This window comes from Streptomyces sp., assembly GCF_031181555.1.
Lineage (GTDB): Bacteria > Actinomycetota > Actinomycetes > Streptomycetales > Streptomycetaceae > Streptomyces > Streptomyces fimbriatus.
In genome coordinates, this window is record NZ_JAPSKQ010000045.1 from 1 (window position 1) to 14,429 (window position 14,429).

At 74.1% G+C, this 14,429-nt stretch carries 9 protein-coding genes; 1 reads left to right on the forward strand and 8 read right to left on the reverse strand.

Annotation, left to right across the window (positions count from 1 at the left end; genetic code table 11):
* Both RIM90_RS12240 and RIM90_RS12245 read right to left on the reverse strand, forming a co-directional pair.
* Positions 1–376 (reverse strand): maltotransferase domain-containing protein (locus tag RIM90_RS12240; protein WP_309060683.1); only part of this gene is annotated, 376 nt, incomplete at its 3' end.
* Positions 377–640: 264 nt separating this feature from the next.
* Positions 641–1,129: a S8 family serine peptidase gene (locus RIM90_RS12245; RefSeq protein ID WP_309060684.1), complete on the reverse strand. Its 489-nt coding sequence runs from the start codon at positions 1,127–1,129 to the stop codon at positions 641–643.
* Between the two features lie 326 nt (positions 1,130–1,455).
* Between RIM90_RS12245 and RIM90_RS12250 the strand changes: the two genes are divergently transcribed.
* A complete protein-coding gene (locus RIM90_RS12250; protein WP_309060685.1) occupies positions 1,456–4,074 on the forward strand; it encodes a glycosyltransferase family 1 protein in 2,619 nt (872 codons plus the stop codon).
* Positions 4,075–4,114: 40 nt separating this feature from the next.
* Here RIM90_RS12250 and RIM90_RS12255 read toward each other — a convergent pair whose 3' ends face one another.
* From RIM90_RS12255 to RIM90_RS12280, 6 genes are all read right to left on the reverse strand, one after another.
* Positions 4,115–4,633, reverse strand: coding sequence for a DUF1990 domain-containing protein (locus RIM90_RS12255; protein WP_309060686.1), 519 nt, complete (start codon positions 4,631–4,633; stop codon positions 4,115–4,117).
* A gap of 72 nt (positions 4,634–4,705) precedes the next feature.
* Positions 4,706–6,754, reverse strand: coding sequence for a M4 family metallopeptidase (locus RIM90_RS12260; protein WP_309060687.1), 2,049 nt, complete (start codon positions 6,752–6,754; stop codon positions 4,706–4,708).
* Positions 6,755–7,115: 361 nt separating this feature from the next.
* Positions 7,116–8,876, reverse strand: coding sequence for an ABC transporter ATP-binding protein (locus RIM90_RS12265; RefSeq protein WP_309060688.1), 1,761 nt, complete (start codon positions 8,874–8,876; stop codon positions 7,116–7,118).
* The gene (locus RIM90_RS12270) at positions 8,873–10,618 is read right to left on the reverse strand and encodes an ABC transporter ATP-binding protein (RefSeq protein ID WP_309060689.1); all 1,746 of its coding nucleotides are present in this window, start codon (positions 10,616–10,618) and stop codon (positions 8,873–8,875) included. The genes RIM90_RS12265 and RIM90_RS12270 overlap by 4 nt, the downstream gene beginning before the upstream one ends.
* Positions 10,619–10,646: 28 nt before the next feature.
* The gene (locus RIM90_RS12275; protein ID WP_309060690.1) at positions 10,647–12,497 is read right to left on the reverse strand and encodes an ABC transporter ATP-binding protein; all 1,851 of its coding nucleotides are present in this window, start codon (positions 12,495–12,497) and stop codon (positions 10,647–10,649) included.
* Positions 12,494–14,311 (reverse strand): ABC transporter ATP-binding protein, encoded by a 1,818-nt coding sequence (locus RIM90_RS12280; protein WP_309060691.1) that lies wholly within the window; start codon positions 14,309–14,311, stop codon positions 12,494–12,496. The genes RIM90_RS12275 and RIM90_RS12280 overlap by 4 nt, the downstream gene beginning before the upstream one ends.
* Positions 14,312–14,429: the final 118 nt, after the last annotated feature.

Consider the following 14,429-nt stretch of genomic DNA (forward strand, 5'->3'; position numbering starts at 1 on the left):
CGGGCGCCAGCTCCCGCATCGGCGTGAACGGTCCCGGGCGTCCCTCGGGGTCCTTCAGGACGACGTTGGCGGCCACCGCGTCGTGCCCCTCGCGGAACACGGTGGCCGTCACCTCGAACGTCTCGCCGGGCACGGCCTTCGCGGGCCGGCGCCCCTGCCGGACCATCGGCCGGACGTCGAGGACGGGGATGCGTCCCACGGCGGTCGCGGGGGCCGTGGGGGCCGCGGGGCCCGGTCCGGGGTTCGGGGCAGCCGGCCCGGGGGCCGACGCGGGACCGGCGTCGGCCGGGAGGGGCGGAGAGGTTCCGGCGCCGCGCCTCGAAGGCGTCCGGGCGCCGGGCGTCGGGGGGGATGACGAGTGGTGCTTGGCGGGCATGACCGCTCCTGTCCGCGTCAACGTGGGTGGGCGGATGACTGTGGGAAGGTGGGTCCTGCGTGGTGCTCCTGCGGGGAGTACCCGCAGGAGCCTTCCCACCCTATTCGGGTGGGCAATCCGGCACTTTGTTAACTACTCACGCGTATGTCGACATGCAAGACCGGCCCCGTCCGGGCAGGACGGAGCCGGTCCGTGTGGGCCCGCTCCCACACCCGCCGGTGCCACCCCGGCGCCCCGCCCCGTGAGGCGCCGCGCGGGGCGGCGTCAGGAGCGCGGTACCTGGAGCAGCCGGTTCGGCGAACCGGGCCCGCGGCCGGTCACCTTCCCGCTCGCCGCCCCCTTGACCAGCACCTTCGTCACCTGTGCCGGGGTCGCCCGCCGGTGCTCGGCGAGATACGGCGCCGCCGCGCCCGCCGCGTGCGGGGACGCCGTGGACGTCCCCGCACGAGTGGCCCGCCCGAAGCCTCCCGCGGCGGAGGCCGAGGCGATCGACGCCCCCGGAGCGAACAGATCGAGCGCCGAACCGTGGTGGGAGAAGGCCGGTTTCTTGTCCTGCCGGTCGGGCGCGCCCGCCGTGATCGCCTGCCGCACGCCCGCCGCCGAGCGCGGCGGTGTGCCCTCCTCCAGCGTCACCGGGTGACTGCCCGTCACGGAGCCGGGTGCGCCGGCGCCGAGCATCCGTCCCTGCTGGGGTGCGGCGTGCGCGGGCAGGGGGGCGGCCGGGACCGCCGCGGTGCTCAGCACCGCCGTCATGACCCCCGCCCGGCACAGACGCCGTGCTCACGTCCGTGCCGGGGCCCGAGTTCCCCTCCCGCGACTCGGCGTGCGGCGCCGCGGGCCGCCGGGTGCACCCGGCACGGGCGGCACGCCGGAGTGGCAGCGTCTCGTGCGGGGTGAAGCGCCACAAGGACGCCCATGGGGGCGGAATCGGCCATGTCCGCCATGCAGTGAATCGTTTGGTCCGGGGTACGGCGGAGTCCGTGTCCACCGGCTTCCCGCGCGGACCGTACCCGCGCCGGTACTGTCGGCAGCGATGCCCGGACGCACACCGCGTCTTTCACGACCGCGCGAGGTGGAATGTGAAGGCGATCCGTCGATTCACCGTCCGACCCGTTCTCCCCGACACCCTCCGGCCCCTCAGCGATCTGGCCCGTAACCTGCGCTGGTCCTGGCACGCCGGGACCCGTGACCTGTTCCGCTCCGTCGATCCCGGACGCTGGGCCGCCTCGGGCGGCGACCCGGTACGGCTGCTGGGCAGCGTTCCGCCCGCGCGCCTCGCCGAGCTGGCCGGGGACCGTGACTTCCTGGACCGCCTGGAGACGGTCCGGGAGGACCTGCACGCCTACATGACCGGCGACCGCTGGTACCAGGCGCAGGCCGACCGACTGCCCGCCGCCGTCGCCTACTTCTCCCCGGAGTTCGGCATCACGGCCGCCCTGCCGCAGTACTCCGGCGGCCTCGGCATCCTGGCCGGCGACCACCTCAAGGCCGCCAGCGACCTCGGCGTCCCCCTCATCGGCGTCGGCCTGCTCTACCGGCACGGCTACTTCCGCCAGTCCCTGTCCCGGGACGGCTGGCAGCAGGAGCACTACCCCGTCCTCGACCCCAACGAGCTGCCCCTGGACCAGCTCAGGGAGACCGACGGCACCCCCGCCCAGGTCACCCTCGCCCTGCCCGGCGACCGCTCGCTGCGCGCCCGTGTCTGGACGGCCCAGGTCGGCAGGATCCCGCTGCTCCTGCTGGACTCCGACGTCGAGGAGAACGACCTCGGCGAACGCGGCGTCACCGACCGGCTCTACGGCGGCGGCAGCGAGCACCGGCTGCTCCAGGAGATGCTGCTCGGCATAGGAGGGGTCCGGGCGGTGCGCACGTACTGCAGGCTGACCGGGCACGCCGAACCCGAGGTCTTCCACACCAACGAGGGCCACGCCGGCTTCCTCGGCCTGGAGCGCATCGCCGAACTGCGCGCCGAGGGCCTGGACTTCGACTCGGCGCTGGAGGCGGTCCGCGCGGGAACCGTGTTCACCACCCACACCCCCGTCCCGGCCGGCATCGACCGCTTCGACCGCGAGCTGGTCGCCCGCCACTTCGGCCCGCACGCCGAATTGCCGAACATGGAGGTCGACCGCATCCTCCGGCTCGGCATGGAGACCTACCCCGGCGGCGAGCCCAACCTGTTCAACATGGCCGTGATGGGCCTGCGCCTCGCCCAGCGCGCCAACGGCGTCTCCCTGCTGCACGGCCGCGTCAGCCGCGAGATGTTCTCCGGACTCTGGCCGGGATTCGACCCCGAGGAGGTGCCCATCACCTCCGTGACCAACGGCGTGCACGCACCCACCTGGGTCGCCCCCGAGGTGTTCCGGCTCGGCGCCCGGCAGATCGGCGCCCAGCGCGCCGAGGAGGCCCTGAGCGTCGGCGACTCGGACCGCTGGGACTCCGTCGCGGACATCCCCGACCAGGACATCTGGGAGCTGCGCCGGTCCCTGCGCGAACTGCTGGTGATGGAGGTGCGCGAACGGCTGCGCGCCTCCTGGCGCCAGCGCGGCGCCGCGACGGCCGAGCTGGGCTGGATCGACGGGGTGCTCGACCCGGACGTGCTGACCATCGGCTTCGCGCGGCGCGTCCCGTCGTACAAACGGCTGACGCTGATGCTGCGCGACCGGGACCGGCTGATGGACCTGCTGCTGCACCCCGAACGGCCGGTGCAGATCGTGGTCGCGGGCAAGGCGCACCCGGCGGACGACGGCGGCAAGCGGCTCATCCAGGAGCTGGTCCGGTTCGCCGACGACCCGCGCGTGCGGCACCGGATCGTGTTCCTGCCCGACTACGGCATGGCGATGGCGCAGAAGCTCTACCCCGGCTGCGACATCTGGCTGAACAACCCGCTCAGGCCGCTGGAGGCGTGCGGGACCAGCGGGATGAAGGCCGCGCTCAACGGCTGTCTCAACCTGTCCGTGCTGGACGGCTGGTGGGACGAGTGGTTCCAGCCCGACTTCGGCTGGGCGATCCCGACGGCGGACGGGGCCGGCACGGACCCGGACCGGCGCGACGCCATAGAGGCCGCCGCCCTGTACGACCTGCTGGAACAGCGGGTGACGCCGCGCTTCTACGAGCGCGGGCAGAGCGGACTGCCGGACCGCTGGATCGAGATGGTGCGCCGGACGCTGAGCCTGCTCGGCCCGAAGGTGCTGGCCGGCCGCATGGTCCGCGAGTACGTCGAGCGCCTGTACGCGCCCGCCGCCCACGCGCACCGCGCGATGGACCCGGACGCGGCGCGCGATCTCGCCGAGTGGAAGGCCAGGGTGCGCGGCGCCTGGCACGGCGTGACCGTCGACCACGTCGAGACGTCCGCGACGACGGCCACCGCGGAACTCGGCACCACCCTCGCGCTGCGGGTCCGGGTGGGCCTCGGCGGCCTCGGCCCGGACGACGTCGAGGTGCAGGCGGTCTCCGGGCGGGTGGACGAGGAGGACCGCATCACCGACGCGACCGCCGTGCCGCTGAAACCGGCGGGCACCCCCGACCAGGAGGGCCGCTGGGTGTACGAGGGCCCGCTCTCCCTCGACCGCACGGGCCCCTTCGGCTACACGGTCCGCATCCTGCCCAGCCACCGTCTGCTGGCGTCCGGCGCGGAACTGGGCCTGGTCGCGGTGCCGTCGGAGGACCTGGCGGAGGCGGCGGGGCTGCTGATGCGGTGAGGCCGCCGACGCGGTGGAAGCGCCCGTGCCGCCCGGGGCCTCAGTCCGGAAGGCCCCGGGTGGCCAGGTGGCGCAGGACCTTTCCGCACCGGCGGGCGTAGGCGTGCTGCAGTCCCCGGGTGGCCGGGCCGCCCGCGCGGGCGTACCAGCGGGCCGGCCTGCTGAACGCCGAGACGGTCAGCCACACCGTCCCGTCGCCCGTGCGGTCCACGACGAAGGCCTCCTCGCCGCACTCCGGATGACCGGAGAGCGTCCCGTACGCCCAGCCCGTCCGGCGGTGCTCCGCCATCGTCCACACCACCCGGCACGGTGCCTTGATCATGCCGGCGAGGGTGACCGTGACGTCGACGCCGGGGGCCGCCCGGTCGGCCGACGCGTCGATGCCGACACCCATCGCGCGGTGCATCTCCCAGGTCATGACCGCCTCGGCGGCTCTGCGGAGGACCTCCTCGCCCTCGCCGAGGCGCGTGCGGACGTGCAGGGGACGGAAGCCGGGAGGGCAGAAGCCCGGCTCGCGGGTCGCGCCGACGTGGTCGTAGGTGAAGTCCGCCGAAGACATGGGACCCAAGAGTAGGGCGACACCCGGGAACGGTTCGTTCCGGGTGTCGCCCGTCCTGCGTCCCCGTACGGCCTACGGGAAGGTGAGCCGCCAGCCGTTGATGTAGCCGGTGTCCCGGGACGCCTGGTCCTGCACCCGCAGCTTCCAGGTGCCGTTGGCGGTCTCGGAGGAGGCGTTGACCGTGTAGGTCTCCTTGACGTCGTCCGCCGAGTCGCCGGAGCTGCGGTTCTTCAGCCGGTACGCCGTGCCGTCCGGGGCCAGCAGGTCGACGACCAGGTCACCGCGCCAGGTGTGCTCGATGTCCACCGAGACCTGGAGGCCGGAGGGCGCGTTGCCGGCCCGCCCGGAGACGGTGATCGAGGACGTCACCGCGGGGCCGTTGTCCGGGATGGACACGTCGGTGGTGTTCTCGAAGGACGTACCGCCACCGCCGCCGCCACCGGAGCGCGAGCCGACGTTGACGCCCGCCCAGGCGTCCTGCACCGCCCTGTACTCGGCGCTGTCCGTGCCGTACAGCTCACCGGCCGCCGCGAGGGTGCCGGTGCGGGCGCCCGCGTAGTTGGTGGTGGAGGTGAACTTGGTGGTCAGCGCGCGGAACCAGATCTTCTCCGCCTTGGCGCGGCCGATACCGGTGACCGGGAGGCCGTCCGAGGTGGGGGAGTCGTAGGTGACACCGTTGACGGTCTTGGTGCCGCTGCCCTCGCTCAGCAGGTAGAAGAAGTGGTTCGCGGGGCCCGAGGAGTAGTGCACGTCGATCGAGCCGATGCCGGAGTACCAGGAGTCCTTCGACGAACCGTCCCGGCTCGGCTTGTCCATGTAGCGCAACGGGGTGCCGTCGCCACGGATGTTGATCTCCTCGCCGATGAGGTAGTCGCCGACGTCGGAGGAGTTGTTCGCGTAGAACTCGACGGTCGCGCCGAAGATGTCGCTGGTCGCCTCGTTCAGGCCGCCGGACTCGCCGCTGTAGACGAGGCCCGCGGTGTGGGAGGTGAGACCGTGCGTCATCTCGTGCGCCGCGACGTCGATCGAGGTGAGGGGGTTCGCGTTGTTCGCACCGTCGCCGTAGGTCATGCAGAAGCAGCTGTCCGACCAGAAGGCGTTGACGTAGTTGTTGCCGTAGTGGACCCGGGAGTAGGCGGCCACACCGTCGCCCCGGATGCCGCTGCGGCCGTGCACGTTCTTGTAGTAGTCCCAGGTCAGCGCGGCCCCGTAGTGGGCGTCGGCGGCGGCCGACTCCAGGTTCGACGGGCTGCCGTTGCCCCACACGTCGTCCGGGCCGGAGAACAGCGTGCCGGTTCCGGAGGTGCCGCGGTTGAGGTTGTACGTCCTGTGCCCGCCGCGCGCCCCGTCGGTGAGGGTGTACGAGGACCCGGACTGCGTGGTGGTCAGGTCGACGGTGCCGCTGTAGACGGTGTGGCCGGTTCCGTTCCGGACGGCCTCCCACTCGTACAGCTTCTCGCCCGTGGTGGCGTCCGTGATGACGTGCAGCTCCTGCGGGGTGCCGTCGTGCTGGAGGCCGCCGACGACCGTCTCGTAGGCCACGACCGGCTTGCCCCCGGCCGCCCAGATCACCTTGCGCGGGGCGCGCTCGACGTCGGCGTTCTCGGCGTCCTCGGCCTTCGCGGCGGACAGGGCCTGCCGTTCGGCCTTCGCGGCCGGCACCTCGGCCGTGGTGGTGGCGGGCTTCACCGCGGCGCGGGTGGCCTTGACGACGGAGTCGGCCTCGCCGGGCCTGTCGCCCCGGACGACCAGGTCGCCGCCGAGGACGGGCAGGCCGTCGTAGGTGCGCTCGTAGCGGACGTGCACGGTGCCGTCGCGGTCCTTGAGGACGTCGCGGACGACGAGCTTCTCCTTGGCGCCCAGGCCGAGGTCCTCGGCGGTGTCCGCCTTGGTGGCGTTCGCCTCGCGGATCAGCTCGGCGCGCTGGGCGGGGGTGAGCCGGACCGACTCGGAACCCGGCTTCGCCGCGCCCGCGGCCGACGGCGCCTGCTCAGGGGCCGCGGTGGCGCTGCCGGACTGCACCGCCGTGGCGACCAGGGCGGCCACCCCGGCGAGGGCGACGGCCGCGGCGCGGCGGTGCGTGGTGCGGGGGGTGCGTCTGTGGGAGGACCTGCTGCTCAACACTGACTCCTTCTGCGCGGCCGCGGATCACGCGGCCAGGGGAGACCGGTCGGCGGGTGGGCCGGCCGGGCGGTACGAGGCGGTACGCAGAGACACGTGCTGTCGTGCGGGAGCTGCGGCCGCGGCACGGCGGTGGACCGGCGCTGTGGGGTTGCTGTGAAGCGGCCGTGGGAAGAGTGGCAGGTGATCGCGTCTTTTGTCAGGGGCGCGTCAGGAGTTTGGCCGGAAACCGTTCGTTGTCCGGGGGTTCACGTTCGATATACGGAGCATGGGTCGGAGGACGGGGCGGACGGCGGCCGGGAACCCGCCCGGCGCACGGGGCGACCGGCCGGACCGGCCGAGCCCGGACCGGCGCGCGGCGTCACCGGGCGGCCGGACCGTCCCCGTGCCACGAGTGCCACAGCGCCGCGTACGCCCCGCCCGCCGCCACCAGTTCCTCGTGCGTGCCCAGTTCGGTCAGCAGGCCGTCCTCCATCACCGCCACGCGGTCCGCGTCGTGCGCGGTGTGCAACCGGTGCGCGACGGCGATGACGGTGCGACCCCGGAGCACGGCGGCCAGCGCGCGCTCGGTGTGACGGGCGGTCGTCGGGTCGAGCAGGGCGGTGGCCTCGTCCAGGATCAGCGTGTGCGGGTCGGCCAGCACCACGCGGGCCAGGGCCAGTTGCTGGGCCCGCGAACCGTCGGTGACCCGGCCCCCCTCGCCCAGTTCCGTGTCCAGGCCGTCCGGCAGCTCCCGCACCCACGCGTCGGCACCGACCGCGGCCAGCGCCGCCCACACCTCCTCGTCACCGGCGGCCGGTTCGGCGATGCGCAGATTGTCGCGGACCGACCCGAGGAACACGTGGTGCTCCTGGGTGACCAGCACCACCTGGCGGCGCAACCGCTCCGGGTCCAGCCCGACCACGGGCACCCCGCCCACGGTCACCGTCCCCGCGGTCGGCGCGTCCACGCCCGCCAGCAGCCGGCTCAGCGTGGTCTTGCCCGCGCCGGACGGCCCCACCACGGCCAGCCGTTCCCCGGGCGTCACCGTCAGATCGACCCCGCGCAGCACCTCGCCGCCCCCGTCGTAGGCGTAGCGCGCGGCGGTCACGTCGATCCGGTCGTCGGCCGGATCCGGGCTGTCGCCCCGGGCCGCGGCGCGCGGTGCCCGGGCCAGCCCCTCGACGCGGGCGAACGAGGCGCCGCTGCTCTGCAGTTGCTCGATCCGGAGCAGGACCTCGTCCAGCGGCTCCCTCAGCTGGAGCAGATACAGGGAGGCGGTCACCACCGCCCCCAGGCTCACCGCTCCCCGCTGGTGCAGCAGCCCGCCGATCAGCAGCACCCCGGCCACCGGAAGGTGGTACGACACCTCCACCGCCGGGAAGAACACCGTGCGCAGGAACAGCGTGTGGAACCGGGTGCGGCGGGCGGTCTCCAGGGCGTCCCGGCTCGCCCGGATCCGCCGCTCCTCCAGCCGGAACGCCTCCACCGTGCGTGCCCCCGAGGCCGTCGAGGCGACGATCTCCGCCACGTCCGAGGTGGCCGCGCCCTCGGCGAGGTAGCCGTCGCGCGCCCGGCGCAGATACCAGCGCAGCGCGATCCAGACCGGGGTGAGCCCCAGCACCCCGAGGGCGCCGAGCAGCGGGTCCACCAGGAAGACCGCGGCCGTCACGAACAGCGCCTGCACCCCGTTGACCAGCAGCGCCGGCCCGGCGTCGCGCAGGGTCGTGCCGACGGCGGTCACATCGGCCGTCCCCCGTGCCGTCAGATCACCGGTCCCCGCCCGCTCCACCACCGACGAGGGCAGCGCCAGCGCCCGGTCCACGAACCGCTCCCGCACCCGCGCCAGCGTGCGCTCCCCGAAGCGGTGCCCGACGTACCGGGCCCAGCGGGCCAGCAGCAACTGGCCGACGGCGCACAGCAGGATGACCGGCGCCAGCCGGTCCACGGCGGCGACCCCGCCTCCGCCGCGCACCTCGTCGATGATCCGCCCCAGCAGCCAGGGCCCGGCCAGCCCCGCCACCGCGGCCAGCGCGTTCAGGACCAGGACGGCCGCGAAGGCCCGTCCGTCGGCCCGCACCAGTTCCACGGCCGCCCGGCGCACATCGGCGGGCCCGGCGACGGGCAGCTGTTCCCGGCTCACCCCACGACCTCCCGGGCGGTGTCCTCGTCGGCGCCCTCGTCGACGTCCTCGTCGGCGTCCCGGGCCACCAGCGCCCGGTAGGCGGGCTCGGTGCCGAGGAGTTCGCGGTGACCGCCGGTCGCGGCGACCCTGCCGTCGACCAGGAAGTGCACCCGGTCGGCGCGCTCCAGCACGAGCGGCGAGCTGGTCACCAGCACCGTCGTACGGCCCCGGCGTGCCTCCCGCAGCCGGTCGGCGACCGTGGACTCGGTGTGCGCGTCGAGCGCCGAGGTGGGCTCGACCGCCAGCAGGACCTCCGGGTCGGCCAGCAACGCCCGGGCCAGCCGGAGGCGTTGGCGCTGACCGCCGGAGAGGCTGCGGCCCTGGGCGGACACGACCGAGTCCAGGCCGTCGGGCAGGCCCTGCACGATGTCGTCGGCGGCCGCCGCGTGCAGCGCCCGGGAGACGTCCTCGTCCGTGGACTCCCCCCGGCCGGCCACCACCTCCCGCAGCGGGCCGGCGAACAGGTCGGCCTCGTGGTCGGCGACCACGATCCGCTCCCGGACCCGGGCGAGCGCGATCTCGTCCAGCCGGGTCCCGCCCCAGGTGGCCGCCGACGGCGCGTACCGGCCGAGACGGTCCACCACGGCGAGCGCGTCGGCGGGCCGCGCGGCCGTCAGCGCGGTCAGCCGGCCCGGCGGCACCCGCACCCCGGACTCCGGGTCGTACAGCACCGACGGCTCCGCGGGCGCGTCGGCCGTGCCGGCGTCGGCCGGCGGCTCCAGCCGCAGCAGCGCCGTCACGCGCCGGGCGGCGACCACACCCCGGCTCAGCTGGTAACCGCACTCGATGAAGAACGCCACCGGCCACACCAGCACGGCCACGTAGCCGTACACCGACACCAGTTCGCCCACGGTGATCTGCCCCTGGGCGGCCAGCCGGGCCGCGATCCAGGTCACGACCGCGAGGAACAGCACCGGCAGTCCCGCGCCGAGCGCCTGCATCCAGCTGGTCACCACCCCCACCCGGTAACCCTGTTCGCGCAGCCGCCGCGAGTCCCGGCGGAAGGCGTCGGCGACCAGCCCCTTGCCGCCGAGCCCGCTCAGCACCCTCAGACCGCCCGCGAGATCACCGATCCGCGCGGTCAGCACGCCCTGCCGCTCCCGGTACTCGGTCTCCCTGCCCTGCAACCGCCCCACCAGCGGCCCGACGACCAGGGCGATCACCGGCACCCCGAGCAGCACGACCCCCGCCAGCAGCGGTGACACCGACAGCAGCAGACCGGCCACCACCCCGTAGGCCACCACCGCGCCGACCCCGGGCCCGACGACCGTGAGCGACTGGGCGATCATCTGCACATCGCCGACGCCGATGGTGACGACCTCCCCGGCCCCCGCCTTCCGCGACAGCGAGGCGCCCAGCCGCACCGTCTGCCCGACGACCACCTTCACCGTGCGGAAGTTGGCGTCCATCCGCACCCGGGTCATGGTGCGGTGCCGCATGATGCTCAGCCACGCGTTGAACGCGCCCGCCGCGAACAGCGCGCCGGCCCAGCCGGCCAGCGCACCCGTGTCCCCCGGTTCGAGCCCGTCGTCCACGGCCCGGGACATCAGGTACGGCGTCGCCGCCAGCAGCACCATCCAGACGCTGCCGAGCACCGCCCCCGCCGCACAGCGCCCCGGCTGCCGCATGACCAGCCACCACAGATAGCGCGCTCCGCCCCGGCGGTCGGGCGTGCCGGGATCCTCGTACGCGTCGATCATCCGTCCCCCTCCGCCGGTGGCCCCGCGCCTACGCCAGGCTGTCCCGCCAGGCCCGGTGCAGATCCGCGAACCGGCCCGTCCCGGCGATGAGTTCGGCCGGGCTGCCATCCTCCACGATCCGCCCGTGCTCCATGACCAGCACCCGGTCCGCGATCTCCACCGTCGACAGCCGGTGCGCGATGACGACCGCCGTACGTCCCTTCAGCACCGTCGCCATCGCCCGCTGCACCGCCCGCTCCCCGGGGATGTCCAGCGAGCTGGTCGCCTCGTCCAGGATCAGCACGGCCGGGTCCGCGAGCAACGCCCGCGCGAAGGCCACCAGTTGGCGCTGACCGGCCGAGATGCGGCCGCCGCGCTTGCGGACGTCGGTGTCGTAGCCGTCGGGCAGCGCGGCGATGAAGTCGTGCGCGCCGATCTCCTTCGCCGCCTGCTCGATCTCCTCGCGGGTGGCGTCCGGCCGTCCGATGGCGATGTTCTCGGCGACCGTGCCGGAGAACAGGAACGCCTCCTGCGTCACCATGACCACCCCGCGCCGCAGTTCGGCCCCCGCGAGGTCGCGCAGGTCGACGCCGTCGAGCAGGACCCGGCCGTCGGTGGGGTCGTAGAACCGGGCGAGCAGCTTGGCCAGGGTCGACTTGCCCGCGCCGGTCGAGCCGACGACGGCGACGGTCTGCCCGGCCGGGAGGGTGAGGTCGAAGCGGGGCAGCACCTCGCCGCCGGTGCGGTAGGCGAACCGGACCGAGTCGAAGACGACCTCCCGGCCCGGGTGGTCGGAGCGCCGCTCCGGAAGCTCCCGGGGGGACGCCGGCTCGGGCACGGACGGCGTCTGCGCCAGCAGCCCGGCGATCTTCTCCAGCGAGGCCGCCGCCGACTGGTAGGAGTTGAGGAACATGCCGAGCCGGTCGATCGGGTCGTACAGCCGCCGCAGGTACAGCACCGCCGCCGCCAGCACACCGAGGGCCAGCGACTCGTCCGCGACCCGGTAGGCGCCCCACAGCACGATCAGCGCCACCGTGGTGTTGGCGGTCACCCGCGAGCCGACGACATAGCGGGCCATCTCCAGCAGCGCGTCGCCGTTGGTCCGCTCGTGCCGCCGGTTCAGCACCGCGAAGTCGGCGTCGTTGGCGGCCTCCCGGCGGAAGGCGCGCACCGGACGGATGCCGTTCATCGTCTCGACGAACTTCACGATCACCGCCGCGATGGCCGTGGACCGCTTGCGGTACACCCGTCCCGCCCGCCGCTGGTAGGAGCGCACGAGCAGGTACAGCGGCAGGAACGACGCCACCGCGACGGCGCCGAGCCCCAGGTCCAGCCAGAGCAGCAGCACCGAGATGTAGACGGCGGACAGGACGACCGTCACCAGCTCCTGCAGGCCCTCCTCCAGCAGCTCGCGCAGCGACTCGACGTCGGTGGTGGAGCGGGAGATGAGCCGGCCCGAGGTGTAGCGCTCGTGGAAGTCGACGCTGAGCGCCTGCGCGTGGCGGAAGATCCGGCCGCGCAGGTCGAGCAGCACGTCCTGGCTGACCCGGGCGGAGGCGGTGACGAACGCGTACTGCAGCGCCCCGGCCGCCGCCGCGCACAGCAGGTAGCCCACCGCCACCGCGATCAGCGGCCCGTGGTCGTCGGCCCGGAACGCGGGCACCGCACGGTCGATCGCGTACGCCACCAGCAACGGGCCCGCCTGCACCGCCGCCTGCTGGAGCAGCAGCAACAGCGCGGTGACGGCGACCCGGCCGCGCAGGGGGGAGAGCAGGGAGCGCAGGAGTGCGCCGGTGGCGCCCGGGGGAGTGGGCAGGACGTCCCGGTCGAAGGGGTCGCCGGTCTCCTCGGGCGACCGGTCGTCCTTGTCCGGGGCGGGCGCGGTGGTGGCCGCCGTCATCGGATGTCCTCCTGTTCCCCTGCCGGATCGCCGGACATCAGGTGGGCGTACTCGGGGCTGGTGCGCAGCAGTTCGTGGTGGGTGCCGACGGCGGTGATCCGGCCCCCGGAGAGCAGGGCGACGCGGTCGGCCAGCAGGACGGTGGAGGGGCGGTGCGCCACGATCAGGGCCGTGGTGTCCGCGAGGACCCGGCGCAGGGCGGCCTCGACCGCGGCCTCCGTGTGCACGTCGAGCGCGGACAGCGGGTCGTCCAGCACCAGGAAGTCGGGCCGCCCGACCACGGCCCGGGCGAGCGCGAGGCGCTGCCGCTGCCCGCCGGAGAGGCTGAGCCCCTGCTCGCCGACCTGGGTGTCCACGCCCTGCGGCAGCGCGTGCACGAAGTCGGCCTGCGCCACGCCGAGCGCCCGCTCCAGCTCGCCCCTCCCGGCGGTGGCCCCGGCGCCCATCAGCACGTTCTCCCCGACGCTGGCCGAGAACAGCGTCGGCTCCTCGAAGGCGACGGCGACCCGGGAGCGCAGCTCCTCGCGGGACATGGCCGTGATGTCGGTGCCGTCCAGGGTGATCCGTCCCGAGGTCACCTCGTGCAGCCGGGGGACCAGGGCGGTCAGCGTGGTCTTGCCGCTGCCGGTCGCGCCGACCAGGGCCAGGGACTCGCCGGGGCGGATGTGCAGGTCGATGCGGTCGAGGACGGGCGGGGAGCCGGAGGGGGCGTCGGGGTAGCGGAAGGTGACGTCGTGGAAGCGCAGCCCGCCGTCGCCGCGGGGGGCGGGCGGGGGAGCCTGCCCGGCGGTGGGACCCGGGCCGCGGTCGTCCTCCTGCCCCTCCTCCTTCGCGTCCATCACCTCGAAGTACCGCTCGGTGGCGGTGGCCGCCTCCTGGCTCATCGCCAGCAGGAACCCGATCGAGTCCACCGGCCAGCGCAGCGCGAGGGCCGTCGACAGGAACGCCACCAGCGTGCCCGCGGACAGGTCCCCGTCGGCCACCCGCACGGCCCCGAGCACCAGCGCCGCGCCGATGGCCAGCTCCGGCAGCGTCACGATGACGCCCAGGATCGTGGCCAGCAGCCGGGCCTTGTGCAGCTCCGTGCCGCGCAGCTTCCCCGACAGCTCCCGGAACGTTCGCGCCTGACTGCGGTGCCGGCCGAACCCCTTGATGATGCGGATGCCGAGCACGCTCTCCTCGACGACCGTGGTCAGATCGCCCACCTGGTCCTGCGCGAGCCGCGCCGCCCTGGAGTACCGCTTCTCGAAGACCACACAGGTGACCATCACCGGCACGGCGGGGATGAGGATGACCAGTCCCAGCGTCCAGTCCTGGATCAGCATGATGATCACACCGACGATGATGGTCACCCCGTTGACCAGGAGGAACGTCAGCGGGAAGGCCAGGAACATGCGCAGCAGCATCAGATCCGTGGTGCCCCGGGACAGCAACTGCCCCGACGGCCAGCGGTCGTGGAAGGCCACCGGCAGCCGCTGCAGATGCCGGTAGAGGTCCGCCCGCATCGCCGCCTCGACCCCCGACAGCGGCCGGGCCACCAGCCAGCGCCGGAACCCGAACAGCAGCGCCTCCGCCAGCCCGAGCAGCAGCAGGTACAGCGCGCCGAGCCACACGCCCGCCGGGTCCCGGTCGGCGATCGGCCCGTCCACCATCCACTTCAGGACGAGCGGGATGACCAGTCCGATGCAGGAGGCGAGGATCGCGATGAGGGCGGCGGTGAACAGCCGCGCCCGCACGGGCCGTACGTACGGCCACAGCCGCAGCAGCGCGCGCACGGTGGAGCGGGCTTCGGAGGGTGGGGGTGTCGTGGCCATCAGCAGTGAGCCTACGGATCGCCACTGACACTGCCCACCGAGTTTCGGCCGGACCCGGCTCGGTCCCCGGTCCTACGACCTGCGTGGACGGCCGTTCCCCCGCCGGAATCCCGGCCGG